Origin of the sequence: Micrococcus sp. KRD128 (assembly GCF_017168395.1) — a bacterium.
GTDB lineage: Bacteria > Actinomycetota > Actinomycetes > Actinomycetales > Micrococcaceae > Micrococcus > Micrococcus luteus.
The window spans coordinates 20,907-46,596 of sequence record NZ_JABFAX010000010.1; the positions used below are offsets into that span (position 1 = coordinate 20,907).

The 25,690-nt window shown below is 73.3% G+C and carries 18 protein-coding genes and 5 tRNA genes; 13 read left to right on the top strand and 10 right to left on the bottom strand.

Going from position 1 to position 25,690, the window contains the following annotated elements:
• Nucleotides 1-216 precede the first annotated feature (216 nt).
• Nucleotides 217-290, top strand: a tRNA-Thr gene (locus tag J1M44_RS04795).
• A 74-nt stretch (nucleotides 291-364) separates the two neighbouring features.
• Here the strand turns inward: J1M44_RS04795 and J1M44_RS04800 are convergent.
• Both J1M44_RS04800 and J1M44_RS04805 read right to left on the bottom strand, forming a co-directional pair.
• Nucleotides 365-814 (bottom strand): hypothetical protein, encoded by a 450-nt coding sequence (locus J1M44_RS04800; protein WP_002858061.1) that lies wholly within the window; start codon nucleotides 812-814, stop codon nucleotides 365-367.
• Entirely contained in the window at nucleotides 811-1,872 is a 1,062-nt protein-coding gene (locus tag J1M44_RS04805) for an NAD(P)H-quinone oxidoreductase (RefSeq protein WP_081097720.1), read from the bottom strand. Before J1M44_RS04805 ends, J1M44_RS04800 begins: the two co-directional genes overlap by 4 nt.
• Nucleotides 1,873-2,008: 136 nt before the next feature.
• Here J1M44_RS04805 and J1M44_RS04810 point away from each other — a divergent pair.
• From J1M44_RS04810 to J1M44_RS04820, 3 genes are all read left to right on the top strand, one after another.
• Nucleotides 2,009-2,096: transfer RNA gene (locus J1M44_RS04810), tRNA-Ser, on the top strand.
• A 142-nt stretch (nucleotides 2,097-2,238) separates the two neighbouring features.
• Nucleotides 2,239-4,503, top strand: a complete 2,265-nt coding sequence (locus J1M44_RS04815; protein ID WP_206480691.1) for a bifunctional metallophosphatase/5'-nucleotidase — start codon at nucleotides 2,239-2,241, stop codon at nucleotides 4,501-4,503.
• A gap of 31 nt (nucleotides 4,504-4,534) precedes the next feature.
• Nucleotides 4,535-7,285 (top strand): ExeM/NucH family extracellular endonuclease, encoded by a 2,751-nt coding sequence (locus J1M44_RS04820; protein ID WP_206480692.1) that lies wholly within the window; start codon nucleotides 4,535-4,537, stop codon nucleotides 7,283-7,285.
• Nucleotides 7,286-7,368: 83 nt separating this feature from the next.
• Here J1M44_RS04820 and J1M44_RS04825 read toward each other — a convergent pair whose 3' ends face one another.
• The gene (locus tag J1M44_RS04825; protein ID WP_206480693.1) at nucleotides 7,369-9,324 is read right to left on the bottom strand and encodes an FAD/NAD(P)-binding protein; all 1,956 of its coding nucleotides are present in this window, start codon (nucleotides 9,322-9,324) and stop codon (nucleotides 7,369-7,371) included.
• Nucleotides 9,325-9,616: 292 nt separating this feature from the next.
• On the opposite strand from J1M44_RS04825, the gene J1M44_RS04830 reads away from it, so the two are divergent.
• Nucleotides 9,617-10,519 carry a PRC and DUF2382 domain-containing protein gene (locus J1M44_RS04830; RefSeq protein WP_002858048.1) on the top strand — a complete coding sequence of 301 codons (903 nt, stop codon included), beginning with the start codon at nucleotides 9,617-9,619 and terminating at the stop codon, nucleotides 10,517-10,519.
• A 196-nt stretch (nucleotides 10,520-10,715) separates the two neighbouring features.
• Nucleotides 10,716-10,807, top strand: a tRNA-Ser gene (locus J1M44_RS04835).
• Between the two features lie 77 nt (nucleotides 10,808-10,884).
• Here the strand turns inward: J1M44_RS04835 and J1M44_RS04840 are convergent.
• Nucleotides 10,885-11,736 carry a hypothetical protein gene (locus tag J1M44_RS04840; RefSeq protein ID WP_206480694.1) on the bottom strand — a complete coding sequence of 284 codons (852 nt, stop codon included), beginning with the start codon at nucleotides 11,734-11,736 and terminating at the stop codon, nucleotides 10,885-10,887.
• A gap of 195 nt (nucleotides 11,737-11,931) precedes the next feature.
• On the opposite strand from J1M44_RS04840, the gene J1M44_RS04845 reads away from it, so the two are divergent.
• Nucleotides 11,932-13,287: a hypothetical protein gene (locus tag J1M44_RS04845; protein WP_206480695.1), complete on the top strand. Its 1,356-nt coding sequence runs from the start codon at nucleotides 11,932-11,934 to the stop codon at nucleotides 13,285-13,287.
• Nucleotides 13,288-13,332: 45 nt separating this feature from the next.
• On the opposite strand, the gene J1M44_RS04850 is transcribed toward J1M44_RS04845, so the two are convergent.
• Nucleotides 13,333-14,484: an MFS transporter gene (locus tag J1M44_RS04850; protein ID WP_260840804.1), complete on the bottom strand. Its 1,152-nt coding sequence runs from the start codon at nucleotides 14,482-14,484 to the stop codon at nucleotides 13,333-13,335.
• 141 nt (nucleotides 14,485-14,625) lie between these two features.
• Between J1M44_RS04850 and J1M44_RS04855 the strand changes: the two genes are divergently transcribed.
• Nucleotides 14,626-16,101 carry a phosphomannomutase/phosphoglucomutase gene (locus J1M44_RS04855; protein WP_060775566.1) on the top strand — a complete coding sequence of 492 codons (1,476 nt, stop codon included), beginning with the start codon at nucleotides 14,626-14,628 and terminating at the stop codon, nucleotides 16,099-16,101.
• A gap of 10 nt (nucleotides 16,102-16,111) precedes the next feature.
• Here J1M44_RS04855 and J1M44_RS04860 read toward each other — a convergent pair whose 3' ends face one another.
• A complete protein-coding gene (locus tag J1M44_RS04860) occupies nucleotides 16,112-18,307 on the bottom strand; it encodes a RecQ family ATP-dependent DNA helicase (protein ID WP_049160831.1) in 2,196 nt (731 codons plus the stop codon).
• Between the two features lie 71 nt (nucleotides 18,308-18,378).
• Here J1M44_RS04860 and J1M44_RS04865 point away from each other — a divergent pair, with 71 nt between their 5' ends.
• A complete protein-coding gene (locus tag J1M44_RS04865; protein ID WP_002858036.1) occupies nucleotides 18,379-18,837 on the top strand; it encodes an RrF2 family transcriptional regulator in 459 nt (152 codons plus the stop codon).
• Between the two features lie 94 nt (nucleotides 18,838-18,931).
• On the top strand, nucleotides 18,932-20,122 hold the full coding sequence (locus J1M44_RS04870; RefSeq protein ID WP_060775567.1) for a globin domain-containing protein: 1,191 nt from the start codon (nucleotides 18,932-18,934) through the stop codon (nucleotides 20,120-20,122).
• A 68-nt stretch (nucleotides 20,123-20,190) separates the two neighbouring features.
• On the opposite strand, the gene J1M44_RS04875 is transcribed toward J1M44_RS04870, so the two are convergent.
• A complete protein-coding gene (locus J1M44_RS04875) occupies nucleotides 20,191-22,035 on the bottom strand; it encodes a phosphoenolpyruvate carboxykinase (GTP) (RefSeq protein WP_098471177.1) in 1,845 nt (614 codons plus the stop codon).
• Nucleotides 22,036-22,269: 234 nt separating this feature from the next.
• Here J1M44_RS04875 and J1M44_RS04880 point away from each other — a divergent pair.
• Nucleotides 22,270-22,343: transfer RNA gene (locus J1M44_RS04880), tRNA-Arg, on the top strand.
• A gap of 81 nt (nucleotides 22,344-22,424) precedes the next feature.
• Here the strand turns inward: J1M44_RS04880 and J1M44_RS04885 are convergent.
• The 3 genes from J1M44_RS04885 to upp all read right to left on the bottom strand — a co-directional run bounded on the left by J1M44_RS04885 (nucleotide 22,425) and on the right by upp (nucleotide 24,918).
• The gene (locus tag J1M44_RS04885; protein ID WP_049160846.1) at nucleotides 22,425-22,949 is read right to left on the bottom strand and encodes a SixA phosphatase family protein; all 525 of its coding nucleotides are present in this window, start codon (nucleotides 22,947-22,949) and stop codon (nucleotides 22,425-22,427) included.
• A gap of 70 nt (nucleotides 22,950-23,019) precedes the next feature.
• A complete protein-coding gene (locus J1M44_RS04890; RefSeq protein WP_002854132.1) occupies nucleotides 23,020-23,808 on the bottom strand; it encodes a winged helix-turn-helix domain-containing protein in 789 nt (262 codons plus the stop codon).
• 474 nt (nucleotides 23,809-24,282) lie between these two features.
• The gene (gene upp / locus J1M44_RS04895; protein ID WP_010079486.1) at nucleotides 24,283-24,918 is read right to left on the bottom strand and encodes a uracil phosphoribosyltransferase; all 636 of its coding nucleotides are present in this window, start codon (nucleotides 24,916-24,918) and stop codon (nucleotides 24,283-24,285) included.
• An 83-nt stretch (nucleotides 24,919-25,001) separates the two neighbouring features.
• Between upp and J1M44_RS04900 the strand changes: the two genes are divergently transcribed.
• Together J1M44_RS04900 and J1M44_RS04905 are read left to right on the top strand one after the other, a co-directional pair.
• Complete coding sequence (locus J1M44_RS04900) at nucleotides 25,002-25,508, top strand: nucleoside deaminase (protein WP_145032445.1); 507 nt, start codon at nucleotides 25,002-25,004, stop codon at nucleotides 25,506-25,508.
• Between the two features lie 74 nt (nucleotides 25,509-25,582).
• Nucleotides 25,583-25,673, top strand: a tRNA-Ser gene (locus tag J1M44_RS04905).
• Nucleotides 25,674-25,690: the final 17 nt, after the last annotated feature.

The window sequence follows — 25,690 nt, forward strand, 5'->3', positions numbered from 1 at the left end:
GTGCGGGGGTGCGAGGGGCGTGGGGCAGGCTCATGCGTCTCCCGTCGACGGTGTGTGCCCACCAGGGAACCGCCCCCGTCTGGCCGCGGCATGGCCTGGGGGTGAACGCCCGCAGAAGGGGCGGGCCACACTCGGTGGCCCGCGCACCCGGCCGCGCGGTGGAATCGGGGCCGCGAAACCGGTATGCTCGTCAGCCGTGGCCGTTCACGGTCACGTGCCTCCTTAGCTCAGCTGGCCAGAGCAGCTCCCTCGTAAAGAGCAGGTCGCCGGTTCGAATCCGGCAGGGGGCTCCCCCGGACCCCGCCGCGTGATCACGCGGCGGGGTCCTCTCGTCTCCGGGCCGGCCCTCCGGGGCGCGCCGCCGTCAGAGCCCGGCTCCCAGCTCCTCCGCCCGGTCCAGGTGGCCGAGGGTGCGTTCGGCGTGCCGGCCGACCGACTCCGCCGAGCCCTGACCGAGCCGGTACAGGGCGAGGGCCTGAGCGGTGGCGGCCAGCTCGTGCGCGGCGCGGGAGAGCTCACGGTGGACGTCGGCGGCCTCGGCCGGGATGTGCTCGCCGTCGCCCTCGTGGTCCCGGTGCAGGCGGACGCACAGGGCACGGACCGCGGGGAGCCGTTCCGTGAGGACGTTGCCGGCGTGGACCACGCCGTTGCGCTCCTCGGGGCTCAGCACGTCCGTGCCCCGCTGGCCCTCCAGCACCTGCCAGTAGCGGTCCAGGGCCCGGCCGAGTCGGTCGTGGGCACGGCGCCACAGCCCCGTGCCGAGCTCGCGGTCGTCGGCACGCTCCTGACGGAAGCGTGCGAAGGGCCCCCTCATGCGCGGTCGCCGGACGGCCGGCGCGCGTCGGCGGGGTCGGTGACGAGCACGACCTTGCCCGTGCGGGTGGCGGAGTCGAACCAGTCGAACGCCTCGGCGGCCTCGGCGAGCGGGAAGCACGCCCCGACGCTCGCGTCGATGCGGCCCGCCGCCACCAGGGGCCACACGGCACGTTCGGCCGCGGCCACGATCCCGGCCTTGTCCACGACCGAGCGGGAGCGGAGCGTCGCCCCCGTGAGCCAGCCGCGCTTGACCACCAGCTTCATGATGTTGAAGTCCTCCGGGACGGCGCCGCCCTGGACCGCGAGCGTCACGATGCGTCCCTCGGGGGCGAGCGCGGACACGTTGGGCGCCAGGTACGGGGCGCCGACGACGTCGAGGATGACGTCCGCGCCGTGGCCGTCCGTGACCTCCTTGACCCACGGGGCGAAGGCACCGGACTCGGCGGCGCGGTGGTCGAACATGTGCTCGGCGCCCAGCCGCCGACCGAGCGCCACCTTCTCCGGGCCGCCGGCGGTGCCCAGCACCCGTGCGCCGAGCGCGGCGAGGAACTGGACGGCGAAGGAGCCGATGCCGCCGGTGGCGCCGTGCACGAGCACCCGATCCCCGGCCTGCACGCCGGCACGGCCCACGAGCGCCGAGTGCACCGTGCAGGCGACCTCCGGCAGGGCCGCCGCCTCGACGAGGCCGACGCCGTCGGGGACGGCCATGAGCTGGCCCGCCGGCACGGCGACGTACTCGGCGAAGCCCCCGCCGGCCAGGAGAGCGCACACCCGGTCACCGACGGCGAAGCGCCCCTCCCCCGGCATCCCGGCCTCGGGTCCCAGCGCCGCCACGGTGCCGGAGACCTCGAGCCCGGGGATCTCGGAGGCGCCGCGCGGCGGCGGATAGCGGCCCTCGCGTTGCGCGATGTCCGCGCGGTTGAGACCCGCGGCGGCCACGTGCACCAGCACCTCGCCCGGGCCGGGGTCCGGCACGGGCTCGTGGCCCACGCGGACGACGCCGTTGTCGCCGGCACCGGTGAATCGCACGGCGCGCATCTGTGCGGGGACGTCCATGGGGGTCTCCTCCTCTGGTCGGGGGTCGAGGGTCCATCCTCGCGCGCGGGGGCCGGACTCGCCACCGGTCGCCCGCCGGGCCACGGGCTAGAGTGGGTCCTCGACGCGGCGGCCCATGCCGTCGCGGTCAGGCCCGGGATGGTTGTCCGAGCGGCCGAAGGAGCCGGTCTTGAAAACCGGTGCGCGGTGACCCCGTGCCGAGGGTTCGAATCCCTCACCATCCGCGTGCACACGACGAGAGGCGGCGGGCCGGACGGCCCGCCGCCTCTCGTTCACCTGGAGGCCACCTGGATGTGATGGACTCCGCGCGTCACCCCGCCGTCCACCGGCGGCGCACCTCTGTCATCACGCATCCCGGGGAGAGCCATGCCCAGCCTGTTCCGCCGCCGTGCCGTCACCACGGCCGCCTGCACCGTCCTCGTCCTCGCGCCCGCGAGCGCGGCGCCCGCCCTGGCCGTCGAGACGGCCGCCGCGGACGAGACCACCATCTCGATCCTGTCCTTCAACGACTTCCACGGCGCGCTGTCCGCGGACTACATCGGCACGCAGTTCGCGGACACCGTGGAGGACTACCGCACCGCGTTCGAGGCCGAGCACGGCGCCGGCTCCACGCTGCTGACCAGCGCCGGCGACCTGATCGGCGGCTCGAAGTCCGTGTCCAACGTGCAGCAGGACAACCCGACGATCGACGTGATGAACGCGCTCGGCCTGGCCTCGCTGACCGCCGGCAACCACGAGTTCGACAAGGGCCTGGACGACCTGCAGGGCCGCGTGGAGTCCCGGGCCCAGTTCCCGGTGCTCTCCGCCAACCTGGTGGACCCGACGAGCAAGGAGCCCGTCCTCACCTCGCACGCCGTCTTCGACGTCGACGGCGTGCGCGTCGCGGTCATCGGCGCCTCCCCCAACGAGCTGTACGCGACCACCACCGGCGCGGGCCTGAAGGGCAACGAGGTCCTCGACGAGGTCGCCGCCGTGAACGCGGTCGCGGACGAGCTGGAGGCCCAGGACGCCGCCGACGTGATCGTGGCCTCGTACCACGACGGCGCCGCCGGCGCGGGCGAGCTGGCCGCCGAGCGGGCGGCCCGGGCCGAGTTCGACCGCATCGTCGGCGAGACCTCCTCCGCCGTGGACGTCATCTTCAACGCCCACACCCACCAGCTCTACCGGTACGACACCGCGGCCGGCGGCGCCCACCGCCCCGTGATCCAGGCGGGCGCCTCCGGCAGCCACCTGGCCGCCGTCGAGCTGACCGTGGGCGCCGACGGCGAGGTCACCGGGCTCACCCCGCGCCTGCTGGCCCGGTCCACGCAGGCCCCCGCCGAGGCCGCCGCGGAATCCCCCGTCACCGCCCAGGTGTACGCGATCGAGCAGGAGGCCGTCGCGGTCTTCGAGGACCTGCAGGGCGAGGTCGTGGCCGACCTGTCCGCCTCCATCACCACCGACTACCAGAAGCTCATCGACGCCGGCGGCTCCTGGAAGGCCGGCGGCACGCGCGCCGCCGAGACCACCCTGGGCACCTGGGTGGGCGACGCCGTCAAGCACGCCGCCGAGCAGGCGAACCCCGAGGTGGACCTCGGCGTGACCAACCCCGGCGGCCTGCGCTCCGAGCTGCTGACGGACCGCTTCACCGACGGCGGCGCGTTCCCGGCCAAGCCGGCCGACCTCGTCGGTCGCCTCACCCTGGGCGAGCTGCTCGACATGGCGCCGTTCGGCAACACCATCACCTACTTCGACATCCCGGGCTCCTCCATCAAGCTGGCCCTCGAGGAGAACTGGCGGAACGACGTGCGCAAGTTCACCCTCGGCTGGTCCGAGGAGCTGACCTGGACCTACGACGAGTCCCGCCCCCAGGGGGACAAGGTGACCGGCGTGTGGATCGACGGCGAGCCGCTCCAGGCGGACCGCATGTACACGGTGGCCAGCCAGTCGTTCCTGGCCGACGACACCTGGACGACGCTCGGGGACCCGACCAAGGCCCCCGACGGCTACACCGCCTTCGCGACCGGCCGCCAGAACTTCGTGAACATGGGCCTGCTGGACTCCCAGGCGATCACGGACTACGCCCGCGCCCAGGACGCGGCCCGCGGCGCCGTCGCCCCGGACTTCGGCAAGAACGGCGTGCCGGTCACCGACGCCCCCGCCTCGGTCGAGGCCGGGCAGGCCGTCGGCCTGACCCTCGGGGACCTCGTGGTGGACTCCGACGGCGCCCCCGCGGCGACCGCGGTCGACGTCGCCTTCCGCACGGCCGAGGGCACCGAGACCGGCCTGGGCACCGTGGCCGTCCCGGCGGGCTCCGAGACCGTCACGCTCTCCGGGATCACCGCCCCCGCCGCCGCGGGCACGGGCGAGCTGGTGATGACCGTGCGCTACGCCGACGGCAGCACGACCGTGGTGCGCCATGCCCTCGAGGTCACCGCGGCCCCGGCCCCCACCGAGCCGGAGCAGCCCGCCCCGACCCACCCGGGCAAGGGTCATGGCAAGGGCCATGACAAGGGCGCCGACCACCCGGGCAAGGGCCGCGTGAAGGGCGAGGACCACCCGGGCAAGGGCCGTGGAGTGCAGCGCGGCGCCGCCACGCACCCCGTCTTCTCCGCCCAGGCCTGGCTGACCGCCGCGGGCCTGCCGCGCTGACCCACCGAGAGAGATCGAGACTGAGGACGACATGACCCCCCTGCCCCGCTTCGCCGCGCGCACCGCGGTGACCACCGCCGCCCTGGCCCTGCTCGCCCCCGCCGTGGCCCTGCCCTCCCAGGCCAGCCCGGCCGGCGACTCCCTCGTCATCAACGAGGCGTACACCAACGGCGGCTCCGCGAACGCCGTGTACACCCACAAGTTCGTGGAGCTCTACAACCCCACCGACCAGCCGATCAGCCTCGACGGCTGGTCCCTGCAGTACCGCTCCGCCGCCGGCACGGCCGCGACCCAGGGCACGGTCGCACTGTCCGGCACGGTGCCCGCGAAGGGCCACTTCCTGATCTCCGGCGGCTCCAACGGCACCGCGGGCGCCGCCCTGCCGGAGGCGGACCTCGTGGCCGGCGGGGCCTTCAACCCCGCGGGCACCAAGGGCACGATCGTGCTCGCGCGCCAGGCGGGCACCGTGACGGACCTGCCGGTCGGCTCCGTGGTGACCGGTCAGGTGCCGGGCGTCGCGGACGTGCTCGGCTACGGCGCCACCAACACCTTCGAGACGGCGGCCGCGGGCGCCCCCTCGGCCAACGCGGACCCGAAGTCCCTCACCCGCACGAACGGCGTGGACACGGACGACAACAGCGCCGACTTCACCGTCACCGGCCAGGTCACCCCGACCAACGCCGCCGCCACCGGCGGCGAGCCGACCCCGGAGCCCGAGCCGCAGCCGACCCCGGCCGAGCGGATCACCATCGCCCAGCTCCAGGGCACCGGCACGGCCACCCCGTACGCCGGGCGCCAGGTGACCACCACCGGCGTCGTCACCGCCGTGTACTCCACGGGCGGCTACGACGGCTACTACATCCAGACCGCCGGCACCGGCGGCGACACCCCCGACGCCACCCCGGGCGCCTCCGACGGCCTGTTCGTGTACTCGCCGGACACGGTCGGCTCCGTGACGCTCGGCGACCACGTCCAGGTCACGGGCGAAGCGGCCGAGCACTACGGCCTCACGCAGATCAAGGTCGCCGCCGGCGGCGTGCTGCCGGTCGCCGAGCCCGGCGCCGTGGCCCCCACGCCGGTGGAGTTCCCGCTGGACGAGGCCGGACGCGAAGCGCTCGAGGGCATGGTCCTCGCCCCGCAGGGCGACTGGACGGTCACGGACAACTACTCCCTCAACCAGTACGGCTCCCTCGGCGTCGTCCCCGGCACGAAGCCGCTGGACAATCCGACGTCGGTGGCCCGGCCCGGCGCCGAGGCGCAGGCCGTCGCGGCCGCCAACGCGCAGCAGCTGATCGTGCTCGACGACGGGGCCGCCACGAACTTCATGCGCTCGCCGGGCAACCAGAACCCGCTGCCGTACCTGGACGCGGACCAGCCGGTGCGCGTGGGCGCGGGCCTGGAGTTCACCACCGGAGTCATCCTCGACTGGCGCTTCGACGCGTGGTCCTTCCAGCCGCTGGGCCACCTCACCGATGCCACGGCGGCCGCCGTTCAGCCCGTGACGATCGAGGACACCCGCCCGGCCGAGGCCGCCCCCGAGGCGGTCGGCGGCAACGTCACCGTCGGCAGCTTCAACGTGCTCAACTACTTCACGACCCTGGGCCAGGACGTGGCCGGCTGCAGCGCCTACCGCGACCGCGCCGGCACCCCCGTCACCACGAACGGCTGCCTGCCGCGCGGCGCCTACACCCCCGAGGCGTTCGCCCGCCAGCAGGAGAAGATCGCGGCCGCGATCAACGGCCTCGGCACCTCGGTGGTCGCGCTCGAGGAGATCGAGAACTCCGAGAAGTTCGGCCTCGACCGGGACCACGCGCTGGCCCACCTCGTGGAGGCCCTCAACGCGCAGGCCGGCGAGCAGCGCTGGGCCTACGTGGCCTCCCCGGCCGCCCGTCCCGCGCTCGCGGACGAGGACGTCATCCGCTCCGCGTTCATCTACCAGCCGGCCGAGGTCACCCCGGTGGGCGAGTCGGTGATCCTGGACGACCAGACGAACTTCGACAACGCCCGCGAGCCGATGGCGCAGCTGTTCCGCGCCGCCGACGGCACGGCCGAGGGGGCGGCCGGCACCGAGTTCGTGGCGATCACCAACCACTTCAAGTCCAAGGGCGGCTCCGGTGCGACCGGGGACAACGTGGACTCCGGCGACGGCCAGGGCGCGTACAACGCGGACCGCGTGGGCCAGGCCGAGGCCCTCGTGGCCTTCGCCGAGCGCATGAAGGCCGAGACCGGCACCGACCGCGTCCTGCTCATGGGCGACTTCAACTCCTACGAGAAGGAAGACCCGATCCGGGTGCTCGAGGCGGCCGGGTACGTCTCCCAGGGCGCGCTCACGGGCGAGTACTCCTACGCGTTCGGCGGCGCCGTCGGCAGCCTGGACGGGATCTACGCCTCGCCGTCGGCGGCGACGGCGATCACCGGCCAGGACATCTGGATGATCAACGCGAACGAATCCGTGGCTCTGGAGTACTCGCGCCACAACTACGTGGCCGAGGACCTGTACTCCGCGGACCAGTGGCGGTCCTCGGACCACAACCCGATCCTGGTGGGCCTCCAGCTCGACGCGCCCGTGACCGAGCCGACCCCGGAGCCGGAGCCGGAACCCACCCCGGGTGAGACCTGCGACGGCGTGACCGATCCGCGCGGCGTGCCCGGCAAGCCCGCGAACTCCGTGCGCGAGTGGCTGCGCTGCATCGGCGCGACCCCGGGCCACGGCGGTGACCACCCGGGCAAGGGCCACGGCCCGGAGCACCCCGGCAAGGGCCGCGGGCCGGCCCGTCCCTGACGGGGCGCGGGGCGCCGCGCCCGGCATGACGACGGCGGGGCCGTCCGGGATCCACCCGGGCGGCCCCGCCGTCGTCGTGGGGTTCAGCCGGCGAGCACGGCCGCCGCGGCGGCGTCGGCGTCGGCGAGGAAGAGGGCACGTCCGGCCGGATCGGCCCCGGCCTCGGCCGCGATCGCGGTGCCCCACTGCACGCCCGAGAGCTGCAGGCCCAGCACGAACACGTCCGCGTGGACCGTGCCGTCCGCGGCCCGCAGCCGGTACGGGCGGGCCGTGACGTCGAAGCCGGTGGCGGGCACCCGCACGCCCTCCTCGTCCTCCCACGTCCCGGCCGCGGCGACACCGTCCGCCAGCATCTGACGGACCAGCGGGGAGGCGGCGGCCTGCACGCGGTTGGGCGGCATCATGGCCTCCACCAGCCAGACCCCCTCGACGACGGCGGGCTCCAGCGAGTCCTGCGCTCCCACCTGGGGGCTGCGGGCGGTGAAGCCGTGGCCCTCGGCCTCGACCACGGGCGCGGGGCCGGCCCAGGTGAGCAGGCCGGCCCGGTGCACCGCGAGCATCTGCTCGACGCGCCACAGGGGCGGACCGGAGGCGAGGCCCTCGACCAGCGGCTCGAACCAGCCCTGGACGTCCCGGATGCGGGAGGCCTCGGCGATCCGGCCCTCGGCGATCCACGCCTTGATCCGCAGTCGGCCGGCATGGAGCGCGCCGACGGCCATCATGAACGGGGACTCCTCCCCGAGGGCGGCCTCCACGCAGGCCTGCTCCATGAGGTCCGCGACGGCCCGCTGATAGTCCTCATGGGAGGCGAACACGGCGTCCTCGAACGGGGACGCATAGGCCAGGATGTCGAGGAAGCGGCGGCCGGGGGCGTACCGCTGGAGGAGCTCCTCGGCGTGCGCGGAGGTCACGGGGGCGCCGCGGCCGGCCTCCTCGAGCTGGCCGACGAGCTCCCCGAGGAACCGGCGCGCCTCGACGGGGCCGCCGAGGATCTCGGGCTGGGCCCGGACGAGCGTGGCGTAGTAGTGCCGGACCACGTCGCGGTGCAGCAGCGGCCAGAGGTGCTCGGCGAGGTCCAGGGCCCCGTGCCGGGCGGTGAGGGCGTCCACGGCGGCGTCGGAGAGGTAGCTGAGGGTGACGCCCCGGGGCACGAAGGCGTCCACCTCGGCCTTGGGCAGGTAGGGGATGCCGCGGCGGGACATCAGGTGCAGGCGCGGCTCGTCCCCCGACGGCTCGTACCGCAGGGCCCGGCCGGGTCCGTCGCCGGTGCGGCGGTACACCCCGCCCCGGCCCTGGGTGAGCTGGGCCAGCAGGTCGAACGCGTTCAGGCCCATGCCCCGCACGAGGACGTCCGCCCCGGCCTCCAGGGTCTCCCAGTCCACGTCCGAGGGGATCTGCGGGCCCTGGTAGTGCAGCTCGTCCCGGCCCCGCGCGGCGGCGGCCATCCGGTTCTGGCCGGGGCTGAGTTCCGCCGGCTGATGGCCCAGGCAGAGCACGACGGCGTCCGCGTCGAGCGCGGCGACCGCGCCGTCGGCGTCCCGCAGCTCCAGGCGGGCACCGCCGTCGGGCCGGGGGTGCAGGGCGGTGGCCTCGGCGCGGTGCTCGACGACCTCGGCGACCTCGGGACGGGCGCGCAGCCCGGCGACGACGTCCTTGTACAGATGCCGGAGGTAGCGCCCGTAGACCGCACGGGCCGGGTACTGGTGGCGGCGCACGCCGAGGCTGGCCTCCGGGTGCACGCGTCGCCACTGGTCGAAGGTCTGGGCGGCGGTGGAGGGGCGCAGACCGGGGTTGTCGGCGGCGCACGCGGTCGGGAAGAACGCGGGGGTGTTCATGAGGTACAGCTCGGACTGGTCAGTGCGCCACACCCGCCCTGGCCCGGGCGGATAGGGGTCCACGACGTCGATGCGCATCCGCCGAGGGTGTGCGTCCGGGGCCGCGCCCTCGAGTCGGGCGAGGATCCGCTCCAGCAGCATGACGCCGCGGGGGCCCGCTCCCACCACTGCGAGGCGGCGATCGGCCACCAGGGGCTCGGACATGGGGCCTCCACTCTCCTCGGGATCGTTATTCACGCCTGCGGCGCGCGTATTCCACACAATATCGGTGGCCGTCAAGGGTCGCGGACCGCTTGCGCCACACTCCCACCGATCCCCCAGGATCTACAGCAGGGCCGGACGGAGAATCCGCGGAATCATGCGGATCGCACCGAGATTCTGAGAGAAGTCTGGGAATTAGGAATCTGGGGGGCCGATGGTTGACGCCACTCGGGCCCATGGGGAATTGTGAATGAGCGTAAGGCAACAAAACACCGATTCAGAAGGAGAATTCCTCATGGACCGCAACGCTCTCGACCAGCTGCAGAACTCCACCGTCTTCGCCACCGACGGCGACAAGATCGGCTCCGTCGGTCAGGTCTACCTCGACGACGTCACCAACGAGCCCACCTTCGTCACGGTGAAGACCGGCCTGTTCGGCGCCCGCGAGACCTTCGTCCCGCTGCAGCAGGCCCAGACCACCGCCGACGGCATCACGGTGCCCTTCGAGAAGTCCTTCGTGAAGGATGCTCCGAACGTGGACGCGGACGGCTCGCTGACCCCCGAGGAGGAGCAGCGCATCTACGAGTACTACTCCATGGAGTACTCCGCCGCGGACTACGACGGCGACGTGCGTCGTGACGACGTGCGCACCGACGCCGGCGCCGCTGGCGTGGCTGGCACTGCGGGCGTGGCCGGCGTGGCCGACCGCCGCGACGAGGCCGTCGTGGACGGCGACCGCCACGACGTGACCGACCGCGACCGCCGCGACGTGGCCGACCATGACCGCCGCGACGTGACCGACGCCGACTCCGTCGTCGTCAAGGACGAGCACCTGAACGTCGGCACCGAGCGCCGCGCCTCCGGCCGCGTCCGTCTGCGCAAGCAGGCCTACACCACCACCGAGACCGTCGAGGTGCCCGTCACCCGCGAGGAGGTCGTGGTGGAGCGCGAGTCCGTCGACCCGAACTCCGCCGAGGCCCGCACCGCCGGCCGCGACGGCGACGTCGAGGTGACCACCTACGAGGAGACCCCGGTCGTCAACAAGACCGTGGACGCCGAGAAGGTCTCCCTGGGCAAGCGCCAGGTGCAGGACACCGAGACGGTGACCGAGGAGGTCCGCCACGAGGACGTCAAGGTCGACGGCGACGCCACCGATCGCGACCTCGACGGCCGCAACGACCGCAAGGATCGCATCTGATCTGAACGGACGCGTCGGCCTCAGGCCGGACGGCTGACAGATCACGCGGGGCCCCGGATCCATGGATCCGGGGCCCCGCTCGTGCGCGGTGGTGGTCCGACCGTGAGCACGTCGCTCCTTTGCCCTGCCCTGGCCTGGCGCGCTAAGCTGGACCGGTCTGACCGCGCGTCGCCCCGTGCGAGGCGCGCCGGACGGAGGAGACGTGCCAGAGCGGCCGAATGGACTTCACTGCTAATGAAGGGCTCGGCGAAAGTCGGGCCGGGGGTTCAAATCCCCCCGTCTCCGCCAGAGAGGGCCGGAATCCACGCGATTCCGGCCCTCTTCGCGTCTGCGCGCGGCGACCTGACATGGCGACCGGCTGGTGACTAGCCCTCCCCGCGACGCTCGCGCATGCGGCGCAGCAGCTCGTACGCCTCCGGGACGGAGAGCTCCGAGTGGCTGGACAGCTGGACGGCGGCGGACTCGAGGTTGCCGTCCCGCACCATGGCGGAGAGCTGGTCGCGCAGCCACGGCGGCAGGTCCTGCGAGGAGAGGCGGACGGACTCCGTCCCCCGCATCACCTCGACCTCGAAGGGGAACTCCTCCTCGGCGGGGGCGGCGGTCCACTCGGCCGGGACGGTCAGGGTGGTCAGCTCATCGGCGGGCGTCGCCGTCGGACGCGGCGCGGCTGAGGCGTGGTCGGTGTCCTGCCGGGCGTCGTCCTCGGCCACGGCGTCAGAGGTCTCGCGATCGGGCGTCTGAGCGTCCGGCTCCCGCTGCCCGCTCGAATCCTGTCCGGGCCGCTCCGGCCCGGGGGTCTCGGCCGGGGCCGCGTCGTCCCGGTGGGGCTCCTCATGGCCAGCGGAAACGGGCCCCGCAGCTCCGGCGGACGTGGCGTCCGGTTCCTGTGCCGGCTCGGAGTAGACCTGCGGATGCACGGCGAGGGACTGCACGTCCATGACGGCGTCCTTCAGGCCGCGCCCGGTGTGGGCGCGGTAGTCGCGCACGGCCTCCATCACGCGGCTCTGGGCGATGTGCCCATACACGCGCCGATGGGCGTCCTCGTCCAGCAGCCCCGCCGCCAGACGCGCACGCTCCGGTCCGATGTCCAGCCCGCGACCGGACAGCGTGCGCTGGTCCGCCGCCTGACGCGCTCGACCGGCCGACATCCACCGGGCGGCGGTGAACGCGAGGGCGCCGATGACGACCACCGCGAGGACAGGGACGAGATATTCCATGCCTCCATTCTAGGTGTGGCCCGCGAGGGCCATGCCGGCGGCCGCGGCGCCACATCACAACCTGGTCACAGTTCTGCCAGGGCCCCAGAGCCACCGAGGGCCTCGCCTACGGTAGAAAGTGGAGTTCTCCGTGTCTGGTCACGGCGGCCAGGGAGGAGACACTCCGCCCGCCACTCGACCGAGCCAGGAGACCGCATGTCCTTCCCCCGCCCGTCCGCCCGCACCGTCGACACCCCCTCGCCCCGGCGACGCCGCTGGTGGGGGACGTCGGTGGCGCTCGCCCTCGTGCTGGCCGGCTGCGCCGCCCCGCAGGGGGATGAGGGGACGACGGCCGGGTCCTCCAGCGCCACGGACGCTGCCGTCTCGTCGCCCGCATCTGCGGACGGATCGGAGGCCTCGTCGTCGCAGGGACGGTCCTCGGATGCGGCCTCCTCACAGGCTGCGGCGTCGTCCGGCGAGGGCTCGCCGTCGGCCGCCGCGGACCCCGCGGTCCCCCTGGCCGCCCGCTCCCATGAGGGCGTGCCGATGCGGGCCTTCACGGCGGAGGAGCGCCCGCCGCAGTTCGTCCTCTTCTCCTTCGACGGCGGCCGTCAGGATGCTCGCTGGAAGACCTTCCTGGACGCGGCGGCGGACTCCGACGCGAAGTTCACGGTGTTCCAGTCCGCGATCAACCTCATCGAGACCGCCAACCGGGAGAACTACACGGCGCCCGGCAACACGCCCGGCTACGTGGGCACGGAGTTCGGCGGCGACGAGGCCGAGGTGGCGCAGCGCATCGAGAACATCAACACGGCCCACGCCGCCGGCCACGAGATCGGCACCCACTACGCGGGCCACCTGTGCGCCCTTGCGACATACGGCGGCGACCAGTGGTCCACGGCCGAATGGGAGCAGGAGTACGGCTCGTTCGCGGACATCCTCTCCGACCCCGGCGCCTACAACCCGGGCAGCTCCCTGCCGGCGCTGGAGGTCACCCCCGAGGACGTCAAGGGCGGACGTCTGCCCTGCCTCGACGGGGAGTGGGACCAGCTCGTCCCGATGTGGAAGGACAACGGAATCGAGTACGACACGTCGCGTGCCGCGGCCACCTCCGGCGTCGCCTGGCCCTACCAGGAGGACGGGATCTGGGAGTTCGAGATGCCGATGACCTGGTCCCCCGTGCTCGCCGAGAAGGGTGCGACCAGCCCGTTCGTGATGGCGATGGACTACAACTTCTGGATCTCCGGCAACGGCGGCAAGGACATCCCGGAGGACGTCGCCCGGCTCACCGACTTCCAGTACCGCACCTACCGCTACATGTACGACTCGGCGTTCGCGGGCAACCGCGCCCCGCTGGTCTTCGGCAACCACTTCAACGACTGGGGTCTCAACGCGTTCAACCCGGCCGTGGAGAAGGTCATGCGGGAGGTCTGCGTCGAGGAGGACACCTACTGCGTGACCTACCAGCAGATGATCGCGTGGCTCGAGCTGCAGGACCCGGAGGTCCTCGCCGCCTGGCGTGACCAGGCCCGGTCCGCCACCGGCACGGATGCCGAGGCCCTCGGCTGGTGACCGGCGGGTCGACCCACTGACACCCGCCCCGACGACGGCCCCGGCTCAGCGCGCCGGGGCCGTCCCGCGCCCGCGCAGCACGACGACGGCGCTCGCCAGGGCGGTCAGCACCAGGGCCAGGACCATCAGCACCGTCCCCGGCCACCCGTGGGACTCGTGGAACACGCCGCCCAGCCAGCCGAAGAGGCTCGAGCCGGCGTAGTACGCGAAGTTGTACAGGGAGGTCGACTGGGCGCGGCCCGTGGGGGCGGCCGTCCCGGACCACGCGGAGGCCACGGCGTGGGCGGCGAAGAACGCGCCCGTCACGAGCACGAGGGCGGGCACCAGCACCGCCGGATGCGGGACCAACGTGAGGGCGACGCCCGCGGCCATGGCCGCCGTCGCGCCGGCCAGGACGGGCAGCCGGCCCACCCGCGCGGCCAGCCAGCCCGCGCGCGGCGACGACCACGTGCCCGCGAGATAGGCGAGGAAGACGAGGCCGGCCGCCGTCGGCGTCCAAGAGAACGGCGGGTCGAGCAGGCGGTACCCCACGAAGTTGTACAGCGCCACGAACCCGCCCATCAGCAGCGCCCCCTGCAGGTAGACGGCGACGAGCTCCGGCGAGCGCAGGTGACCGCGCACGATGCGCACGAGCGTCGCCGGGGAGGTGGGCGACGGCGTGAAACGCCGGGCACGCGGCGTGATCGCCAGGAAGCCGACCGTGCACAGCAGCCCGACCACGGTGACGGCCAGCATCCCGCCGCGCCACGAGGACGCCTCCGCGACGGGCAGGGCGAGGAGCCGGCCGGAGAGCCCGCCGAGGGTGGTGCCGGCGATGTAGGTGCCGGCGGCCGCCGCGACCGCGTGCGGGGCCACCTCCTCCGCCAGCAGTGCCACGGCGAGTCCCGCGACGCCCCCGTGCGCCATGCCCTCGAGCAGGCGCAGGCCGAGCATGGCCTCGAACGTGGGCGCGAGGACGCCCGCGAGCGCGCACGCGCTGGCGGAGACCATCGAGACCACCATGGCGCGTCGGCGGCCCCATCGGTCCCCGGCCACGGACCACGGCACCACCGACAGGGCGAGGCCGAGCGTGCCGGCAGAGACGAGCAGGGCGGCGCGGTCCGCAGGAACGCCCAGGTCGTCGCTGACCAGCGGCAGCAGGCCCTGCGGGGAGTAGAGCTGGGCGAACGTGGCCACCCCGGCCAGGAACAGCCCGATCAGCAGCCTGCGGTACGCGGGCTCCCCGGGGGCGGCCGGCGCGGGACCCGACGGCGGAACGGCCGGGGGCCCCGCGGGCGGGGGCGAAGTGGTCGGGGGCACGCCATCACTGTATCCAGGCTGTCCACTACGATCGGTCGAGTGACTACCTCGACCCCCTCCCTCGACCTGCACGATTCCTTCAAGGCGTACGACGTCCGCGGCATCGTGGGCGAGTCCATCACGGCGGAGAGCGTCCGCGCGGTGGGCGCGGCCTTCGTGGACGTGCTGGGCCTGGCCGGTCAGACCGTGCTGGTCGGCGGGGACATGCGCCCCTCCTCGCCCGCGTTCATGACGGCCTTCGCCGAGGGCGCCACGCGCCGCGGCGCCGACGTCGTCACCCTGGGGCTGATCTCCACGGACATGCTCTACTACGCGGCGGGCGTGAAGCAGGCCGCGGGCGTGGTGTTCACCGCCTCGCACAACCCGGCCGAGTACAACGGCATGAAGATGGCCCAGGCCGGCGCCGTGCCGGTCTCCTCGGACACCGGGCTGTTCGAGATCCGCGACGCGGCCCAGGCCTACCTCGACGCCGGTGAGATCCCCGCCGCCGAGACGGTCGGCACCGTGACGGAGGAGGACATCCTCCCCGGCTACGCCGCGTACCTGCGCTCGCTCGTGGACCTGACGGGGGTGCGCCGCCTGAAGGTCGTGGTGGACGCGGGCAACGGCATGGCGGGCAAGACCACCCCGGCCGTCCTCGGCGACGCCGAGCTGGCCGCCCTGCCGCTGGAGATCGAGCCGCTCTACTTCGAGCTGGACGGCACCTTCCCGAACCACCCGGCCAACCCGCTGGAGCAGGAGAACCTGCGGGACCTGCAGGCCGCCGTCGTGGAGCACGGCGCGGACATCGGCCTGGCCTTCGACGGCGACGCCGACCGCTGCTTCGTGATCGACGAGCAGGGCGCCCCGGTCTCCCCCTCCGCGATCACCGCCCTGGTGGCCCGCCGCGAGATCGCCCGCGCGAAGGCCGACGGCGAGCAGACCCCCGTGGTCATCCACAACCTGATCACCTCCCGCGCCGTCCCCGAGCTCGTGGCGGCCGACGGGGGCCGGGCCGTGGAGACCCGCGTGGGCCACTCCTTCATCAAGGCGGTCATGGCCGCCGAGTCCGCCGTGTTCGGCGGCGAACACTCCGCGCACTACTACTTCCGCGACTTCTTCAACGCGGACACCGGCATGCTGGCGGCCATGCACGTGCTGGCGGCCCTGGGCGGCCAGGAGCAGCCGCTGTCCGAGCTGGCCGAGGAGTACGAGCCGTACGTGGCCTCCGGAGAGATCAACTCGCAGGTCGAGGACAAGGACGCCGCCGTGGCCGCGGTGGTGGCGCAGTTCGCCCCCGCCGTGGGCGAGGGCGTCGGCGAGGGCCAGGCCGTGCACGAGGACTTCGCCGGGGTGGCCACCACGGTGACCCGCATGGACGGCACCACGGTCGCCGCCCAGGACGGCACGTGGTGGTTCAACCTGCGCCCGTCCAACACGGAGCCGTTCCTGCGCTACAACGGCGAGGCCCGCACGGCCGGCACCATGGAGGCGCTCCGCGACGCCGTGCTGGCGATCGTCCGCGCGGAGCGCTGACCGCGGCGGCTCATCCGGCCTGGGCGAGGGCGAGCGGCAGCACCCCCTGCGCGCCGGCCTCGCGCAGCACCCGCGCGGCCTCGGCGAGCGACCACCGCGAGTCGACGAGGTCGTCGACGAGCAGCACGGGGCCGTGCCGGCCGGCGTCCGGGGCGGTGCGCAGCATCTGCGCCATCGCCTCGGGGACGGCGAACCGGCCGTACACGGACCCGAGCCGGTAGGCGCTGTTGCCGCCCGGCCCGGCCGTGGGGCCGCCGCGCGCGTGCTCGAGCGAACCGAGGAACGGCAGCCGGCCGATCCGGGCGATCCCCTCGGCGAACGACCCCACCAGCTGCGGGCGGGTGCGCGAGGGCATCGCGACGACGGCGATCGGCCGCGTCCGCCACCCCCAGCCGGCCAGGACGTCGACGGCGCCCCGCAGGACCTCCTCCGGCACCGGGGCGTCCTCCCGGTCCAGCAGGTCCCGCAGGACGGTGCCCCACCCGAGGTCCGTCAGGCGGGCGAGCGCGCGGCCCTCCTCGGCCTGCGACTCGGACGCGATGCGCCCCTTGACGGGCACGCCCAGCCGGTCCATGCCCGAGGGCCACATGCGACGGGGCTCGATCGGCACACCGGTGCGGCGCAGGGCGGCCTCCGCGCGCTCACGCGCCGCCCCGTCCGATCCCGTCGGGTACCAGGGGCCGGCGCAGACGTCGCAGCGGCCGCACGGCGCGGCGGTGGGGTCGTCCAGGGTGCGGGCCAGGAACTCCATGCGGCACCGGTCCGTGGTCTGGTAGTCGAGCATGAGCCGCTCCTCGGCCCGGCGGGCCTCGGCCACGCGGGCGTACCGCTCGGCGTCGTACGTCCACTCCCGCCCGGTGGCGCGCCAGCCGCCGCCCACCCGCTCGACCGCCCCGTCCACGGCGAGGACCTTGAGCAGCAGCTCCAGGGAGGTGCGCTTGATCCGCACGGCCGGCTCGAGCGCCGCCACGGAGAGGGCCCCGCCGTGGTCCGCGAGCGCCCCCAGCACGGCGCGCGCCTGCTCCTCGTCCGGCATGGAGGCGGTGGCGAAGTACTCCCAGATGCGACGGTCCTCGGGCCCGGGCAGCAGGAGCACGTCCGCGTGGTCCGTCCCGCGGCCGGCGCGGCCGACCTGCTGGTAGTACGCCACGGGGGAGCCCGGCGCACCGAGGTGCACCACGAACGTCAGGTCCGGCTTGTCGAAGCCCATGCCGAGCGCCGAGGTAGCCACGACGGCCTTCACCCGGTTGGCCTTGAGGTCCTCCTCGATCTCGGCGCGACGCTCCGGGTCCGTGCGGCCCGTGTAGGCGACCACCTCGTGCCCCGCCTCGCGCAGGGCGCGCGCCGTGTCCTCGGCGGCGGAGACGGTGAGGGCGTAGACGATCCCGGAGCCCGGCAGGTCCCCGAGGTGGTCGAGGAGCCAGGCCAGGCGCGCGGCCGGGCTGGGCATGCGCAGCACGCCCAGGCGCAGCGAGGCGCGGGCCAGGGGGCCGCGGAGCACGAACACGTCCTGCTCGGAGGCGACGCCGAGCTGCTCCACCACGTCCGCCACCACACGGGCGTTGGCCGTGGCGGTGGTGGCCAGCACGGGCACCGCGCGCGGCCCCTCGGCGGGCAGCAGCCCGATCAGGTCCCGGATGCGGCGGTAGTCCGGCCGGAAGTCGTGCCCCCAGTCGGAGATGCAGTGGGCCTCGTCCACCACGAGCAGGCCCATGCGCGCCACGAGGTCCGGCAGCTGCTCGTCCCGGAACCGGGGGTTCGTGAGTCGCTCGGGCGAGATCAGGAGCACGTCCACCTCGTCCGCTGCGAGCCGTGCCCGGACCTCGTCCCACTCCGTGGCGTTCGCCGAGCTCACGGACACCGCCCGCACGCCCGCCCGGGCGGCGGCTGCGACCTGGTCCCGCATGAGCGCGAGCAGCGGGGAGACGATCAGCGTGGGCCCCGCGCCGCGGGCGCGCAGCAGGAGGGAGGCCACGAAGTACACGGCGGACTTGCCCCAGCCGGTGCGCTGCACCACCAGGGCCCGGCGGCGGTGGGCCACGAGCGCCTCGATCGCCTCGAACTGCCCGTCCTTGAACCGCGCGTCCGGCCGGTCCACGAGCCGACGCAGCACAGCCAGGGCCTCCTCGTGCAGCGCGGCGTCCCCGCCCGGCGTGGAGGTCTCGGGGAGGCGGGGGCCGGCGTCGGGGTGCGAGGTGGCGTCCATGGCGTCAGTATGCCAACCGGCCCGGACACCGCAGGCGCGGAGGCGCCGTGCACCGGTGGGATGATGGCGGGATGAAGCTGAGCGCCTACACCGACGTCTGCCTGCGTGTGCTGATGACGCTCGCGGCCGCCGAGGGGGAACGGCTCACCAGCCAGCAGATCGCGGACCGGATCCAGGTGCCCTACAACCACGTGATCAAGGCGGTCGCCGAGCTGCGTCGCCGCGGGACCATCGAGGTGCTGCGCGGTCGGCACGGCGGGGCCATGATCGCCGCGGCCGGTCTGGACCAGCGTGTGGGCGAGCTCGTGCGCTCGCTGAGCAGCCGCGACGAGGTGATCGACTGCGCCGGGCGCGACTCCGGGGTGGCGTGCCCCTACGCCGGCGACTGCCGCCTGCGCGGCGCCCTGCACCGCGCACGCGAGGCCTTCCTCGCCGAGCTCGACACCGTGCGGATCCGGGATCTGGTGAGCGCCGGGCCTGTCGGCGGGCCCGTGCTGCTGGGCCTGCCGGAGATCCCCGTGGCGCACTGAGGGAACGGCCCGGGGGCGAGTTCCCGACGGCGACGGCCGGGTGTAATCTGGCAAAGGCAGCGCAAGATTCGCCACCGAGGAGACGGAGACTCCCGTGCTGTCCGAGAAGTCCCACCCCGTCATCGAGGCCACCGCCGCCGTCGTCGCCGAGCACATGCCGGAGATCACGCCCCTGTTCTACGCCCACATGTTCGAGGCCCACCCCGAGCTCCTCGACGGCGTCTTCTCCCGCGCCAACCAGCGCAACGGCGAGCAGGCCCAGGCCCTCGCCGGATCCATCGTGAAGTTCGCGGTGCACCTGCTCGAGAACCCGGGCACCCTGCCCGAGGCCGTCCTGTTCCGCATCGCCCACAAGCACACCGCCCTCGGCATCGTGGAGGAGCAGTACCCGCTCGTCTACGAGAACCTCTTCTGGGCCATCGGCGAGGTCCTCGGCGACGCCGTCACCCCCGAGGTGGCCGACGCCTGGACCGAGGTCTACTGGCTCATGGCCGACGCCCTCATCAAGATCGAGAAGGGCCTCTACGCCCAGCAGGCCAACGACAGGATGTGGACGGACTGGAAGGTCGTCGCGAAGGAGCCCACCGGCAACGCGGCCGTCACCTTCCGCTTCGAGCCGGCCGACGACACCCCGCAAACCCGCGGCAAGGCCGGCGGCTACGTGTCCGTACGACTGAAGGTCGAGGACGGCCTGCGCCAGTGCCGCCAGTACTCCCTCTCCGAGAAGGCCGGGTCCGCCACCGAGCGCGTCATCACCGTGAAGCTGGACGAGGGCGGCGAGGTCTCGCCCGTGCTCATCCAGAACGTGGAGGTCGGCGACGTCATCGAGCTGTCCAACCCCTACGGCGACATCACCCTCGAGGACGAGGACTCCACCGCTCCCCTGGTCCTGGCGACCGCCGGCATCGGCATCACCCCGGCCGCGGCGATCCTGGACGCCCTCGCCCGGCAGGGCTCGGACCGCCAGGTCCTCCTCTTCCACGGCGACGCGTCCTGGGAGGCCGTGGCCCTGCGGGAACAGGTGGCGGAGTCCCTGGCGGCGCTGCCGCACGGCGACGCCCGCCTCTTCCTCGGGGTGCGACCCGAACAGGACCCCGAGGGCGTCACGACCGTCGAGGGTGTGATGCACTTCGACGACGTCGAACTGCCCCGCGACGGGCACTACATCCTGTGCGGCCCGCTCGCGTTCATGCAGTCCACCCGCTCGAAGCTGATCGACGCCGGCGTGCCCGCGAGGTCCATCCGCTACGAGATCTTCGGCCCGGACCTCTGGCTCGCCGCCTGATCCGGCCCTGGAACGCGGAACGGCCCGCACCCCTCACGGGGTGCGGGCCGTTCCGCGTGCGGCGGGGCTCAGGCCTGGGCGAACCGGGCCTTCTGCGCCTCGAAGCGGTCGCGGATGGCCTGGGGCAGGGACTCGCCGAACCGGCCGAGCCACTGCTCGATCTGCTCGTTCTCCTCGGCCCACTCCGCGGCGTCGACCTTGAGGGCGTCCTCGAGGTCCTCGGCCGACACCTCGATGCCGGACAGGTCGAGCGAGCCCGCGGCCGGCACGAGGCCGATCGGGGTCTCCTCGGCCTCGGCCTTGCCCTCGAGGCGCTCCACGATCCACTTCAGGACGCGGGAGTTCTCGCCGAAGCCGGGCCAGGCGAAGCCGCCGTCGCGGTTGCGGCGGAACCAGTTGACCAGGTAGATGCGCGGCAGCTTCTCCGGGTCGGCCTTGCCGGACTCCCTGACCCAGTGGGCCAGGTAGTCGCCGGCGTCGTAGCCGAGGAACGGCAGCATGGCCATCGGGTCGCGGCGCACGACGCCCACGGCGCCGGCGGCGGCCGCGGTGGTCTCCGAGGAGAGGGTGGCGCCCTTGAGGATGCCGTCCTCCCAGTCGAAGGCCTCGGTCACCAGCGGCACGGTGGTCTTGCGGCGGCCGCCGAACAGGATGGCGTCCAGCTTCACGCCCCGCGGGTCGCGGTACTCGTCGGCCAGCATGTCCGTCTGCTCGATGGGCGTGCAGAACCGGGAGTTCGGGTGGGCGGCCGGGGTGCCGGACTCGGGCGTCCAGTCGTTGCCGCGCCAGTCGGTGAGGTGCTCGGGGACCTCGTCCGTCATGCCCTCCCACCACACGCCGCCGTCGTCGGTGAGGGCGACGTTGGTGAAGATGGAGTTGCCCTTGGAGATCGCGCGCATGGCGTTCGGGTTGGTGGACCACCCGGTGCCGGGGGCGACGCCGAAGTAGCCGGTCTCCGGGTTGATCACGCGGAACTCGCCGTCCTTGCCGGCGCGGATCCAGGTGATGTCGTCGCCCAGGGTCTCGGCCTTCCAGCCCTCGATCGTGGGGTCGATGAGGGCGAGGTTGGTCTTCCCGCAGGCCGACGGGAAGGCGCCGGTGATGTGGTAGGACCGGCCCTCGGGGTTGGTCAGCTTGAGGATCAGCATGTGCTCGGCGAGCCAGGCCTCGTCCCGGGCCATCACGGAGGCGATGCGCAGCGCGTAGCACTTCTTGCCGAGCAGGGCGTTGCCGCCGTAGCCGGAGCCGAAGGACCAGATGGAGCGCTCCTCGGGGAAGTGCACGATCCACTTGGTCTCGTTGCACGGCCACGGCACGTCCTCCTGGCCCGGCTCCAGCGGGGCGCCCACGGAGTGCACGGCCGGCACGTAGAAGGCCTGCTCGCGGGACATCTTGTCCAGCACGTCCTGGCCGATGCGGGCCATGATGCGCATCGACAGGACCACGTAGGCGGAGTCGGTGATCTCCACGCCGTACTTCGGGTCCTCGGCGTCGAGGTGGCCCATCACGAACGGGATCACGTACATGGTGCGGCCGCGCATGGCGCCGGTGAACGCGTCGTCGAGGATGCCGTGCATCTTCGCCGGGTCCATCCAGTTGTTGGTGAAGCCGGCGTCCTCCTCCTTCTCGGAGCAGATGAAGGTGCGGTCCTCCACGCGGGCGACGTCGGCGGGATCGGAGAACGCGGCGAAGGAGTGGGGGAACTTGTCCTCGGCCAGGCGGGTCAGGGTGCCCGCCGCCACGAGCTCGTCCGCGAGGCGGTCGCGCTCCTCCTCGGAGCCGTCGACCCACTGAACGGAGTCCGGCTGCGTCAGCTCTGCGATCTGGGCGACCCACTCGCGCAGCTGGGCGTAGTCCGTGGGCGCGTCCGCCAGGGCGCGATCCGCGAACGAGGTGGTGGCGTTGTCAGCCATGGTCGAGAGTCCTCCCATTGGGGTCCGGGGCCGTTCCGTCCCGTCCACTCCGATGCGTGCACCGCCGAAGCGCGCACCACATCGTTGTGGCCGCACGGTCCTGCCATGCTACCCGAGCGCGGCTATCATGACCGCGCCTCCGCCACACCCCCGCCGCAGACCGCCGATTTGCACTTCGTCAGCGAGGTCCTGTAGTGTTCTACGAGTTCGAGCCACTCCGGCGGATCGGATGATGCGCCCATAGCTCAGCTGGATAGAGCGTCTGTCTACGGAACAGAAGGTCAGGGGTTCGAATCCCTTTGGGCGCACGATCGGAAGGCCCCGCTCCTGCAGGAGCGGGGCCTTCGTCATGTCGGCGCGCTCCTCCGCCATGCGCCCTGCCGCGGAGGTCAGCGCCCCGGCACCACGAAGTGCGTCAGGGCGGCGTCGCGGCCGTCGAGCTCGGCCCACGGCTTCTCCACCCGGAACACCTGCATCCCGAGCGTCGGGTAGTGCTCGCTCATGCGCAGCGCCGCGTCCTGGTCCGAGTCCAGGCTCATCAGCCGCATGCCCAGCTCCTGCACCCACGGCATGTGGCCCACCACCAGCAGCCGTCGCGTGGCCTCCTCCGTCTCGTTGACGACGGCCAGGGCCCGCGCCGCGTCGGCGCCGTACAGCCGCGGGTCCAGGTAGGGCGTGGGTGCCAGCTCGCCCAGGCGCTCGCACACCCACACGCACGTCTGACGGGTGCGCAGCGCATCGGAGCACACGACGGCGTCCGGGACCAGGTCGTGCTCGCGGAGCCAGTCGCCGGCGGCGGGCGCCTGGGCGTGGCCCCGCTCGGCGAGCGGGCGGGCGTGGTCGTCGGCCGCGTCGGGCCAGCCGGCCTTGGCGTGCCGGAGGACGATCAGGGTCTTCGCGTCGGCGGTGCTCATGCGGCCAGGCTACGGCGACGGCCCCCGCTCGGGTGAGCGGGGGCCGTCGTCGGACACGGGCGGGCGCGGGTCAGATGCTGTACTCCGGTGCCGCCCACACGACCACCTCGGGGTGGCGGTAGAAGCGGTAGCCCTGGCCGCGCACGGTGCGCACGGTGTTCGCGAGACGCCCGAGCTTGGCGCGCAGTCGGCGGATGTGCACGTCGATGGTGCGTTCGTTGGGCACCTCGTCGGCGTTGCGCCACAGGGCGTCGAGCAACTCCTCGCGGCCGACGGTGCGCTCGCCGTTCTCCACGAGGTAGTTCAGGAGCTCGAACTCCTTGAAGGTGAGGTTCAGCGACTCGCCGTCCAGCTGCACCTCGCGCCGGGAGAGGTCGATCAGCACACCGGGCTGGCGCGTGGACACGGGGGCCGGCGCCTGTGCCAGGTCGGGACGGGTGCTGCCCTGCACGGTCGGATCGCCGAGCACCTGGCGCACGACCTCGAGGTCGCGGCCCTCCGCGCCGGCGGGGGCCAGGGCGACGGCGGCGTGCGACTCCGCGCCGGGGACGAGGGACTCCACGTAGTGGCGCAGCTCGTTGGCCAGCCGCGTGAGGGAGGTGCCGGCGGCCGAGGCGGCCAGCTCGTCCATGCCCACGTAGATGACGAACCCACGCGCCTCGTTCTCCCGGGCCACCGCCTGGGGGCCCGGAATGCCGTTCGGCGCCAGGACCGGCGTCGGCGCCGTCTGGGAGTCGGGGGCGTCGGTGCCACCGGCCAGGCGCAGGCCTGCACGGGCCTGGCCTCGGCGGGACATGCCGTCGGCCCGGCGCTGCGCATTGCGGACGGAGATGTGCACGTATCCGGCGGACTGACCCATGGCCACCACTCCTCTTTCGGCTCATGGCCCCTCCACCGCTCGGTCGGTGCGGCGGACGAGGCGTCACATGACAAGAATGTGACGTCACCGAGGGGACTGGCAAGTAACGTTCGCGGTTTTGTCTCACTATTTGAGAGAACGAGTCCTGAATGTGCTCAACATCACTATTCGCGGATCGGAATAGCGTTGCGCGGCCGCTCGGCTCGCCCGCATAACTCTTTCATTGTTCGACAGGGCAGGGTGTGCCACAGGATGAGTGAGTATGCGGAATATTTATGCAGGCGACTTCCAGGTTTGCCATGTGACGCCGTGATGACGGGTCACAGCGGGCCTCGACGTCCACTAGATGGACGACACATTCGCGGCTCCGCTTGACGTCCCCGCCGGAGACGCTCCCACGAGACGGCCACGGCCCCCGCCGGGTGGGGGCGGGGGCCGTGGCCGTCTCGTGGCGGACGCGGAGGTCCGTTCAGGTCATTCCGCCAGACCGTAGAGGCGGTCGCCGGCGTCGCCGAGGCCGGGGACGATGTAGGACCGCTCGTCCAGGCGCTCGTCGACGGCGGCCAGGTACAGGTCCACCTCGACGTCGCCCAGCGACGCCTCCAACCGCTCGATGCCCTCGGGCGCTCCGAGCAGGCAGAGGCACGTGACCCGCGCCGCGCCGCGCTGGTAGAGGAAGCGGATGGCCTCGATCAGCGTGCCGCCCGTGGCCAGCATGGGGTCCAGGACGAACACGTGACGCCCGGACAGGTCGGCCGGCAGCCGCTCCGCGTAGGTGACGATGTCCAGCGTCTCCTCATTGCGGGCCATGCCGAGGAACCCGACCTCGGCGGACGGCGCCATCTTGGTCATCCCCTCCAGCATCCCGAGCCCCGCGCGCAGGATCGGCACGACCAACGGACGCGGGCGGGCCAGCCGGAAGCCGGTGGTCTCGGTCACCGGGGTCTCGATCCGCACCTCCTCCATGGCCACGTCGCGCGTCGCCTCATAGGCGAGCAGCATCACGAGCTCCTCCGTGAGCTGCCGGAAGATCATGGACGGGGTCTTCTTGTCCCGCAGGACGCTGAGCTTGTGGGCCACGAGCGGGTGGTCGACGATGTGGACGCGCATGGCGCCCACGGTACCGCCCACGCGCGCCCCTCCGCCCGTCCCCGCGCCCGCGGGGGCGCCGACACCGCCGCTAGGCTGGCCGCGTGTCCGCCCCCGTCCCCTCCCCCGCGCCCACGGCCGAGCAGGAGCACGCGTGGATGGGCCTGGCACTCCGGGCCGCCCGCGCGGCCGGAGCGGCCGGCGACGTGCCGATCGGCGCCGCGCTCGTGGCCGGCGACGGGACCGTCCTGGCCGTCGTCGGGAACGAGCGCGAACAGCACCACGACCCCACCGCCCACGCCGAGGTCCTCGCGCTGCGCCGCGGGGCGGAGCTGCGGGCCGCCTCCGGGGCAGGCGACGGCTGGCGCCTGACGGACTGCACCCTCGTGGTGACCCTCGAACCCTGCCCCATGTGCGCCGGCGCGCTGCTGCTGGCCCGCATCCCGCGCGTCGTGTTCGGGGCGTGGGACCCGAAGGCGGGCGCGTGCGGCTCGGTGCTGGATGTGGTCCGCGACCCCCGCTTCAACCACCGGGTGCAGGTCCGCGCCGGCGTCCGCGCCGAGGAGAGCGCGGCGCTGCTGCGGGGGTTCTTCGCGGCACAGCGCGACTGAACGCGCCCGTGCCCGACGACGGCGGGCGACCGGTTTGGGCGCGCCGCCACGGCTCGGGTAGGGTGTCCTGGTCTGGTGACGTGTCCGAGCGGCCGAAGGTGCAGCACTCGAAATGCTGTGTACGGTAACCCCGTACCGTGGGTTCAAATCCCACCGTCACCGCCAGATGTGCAGCCCGGGAG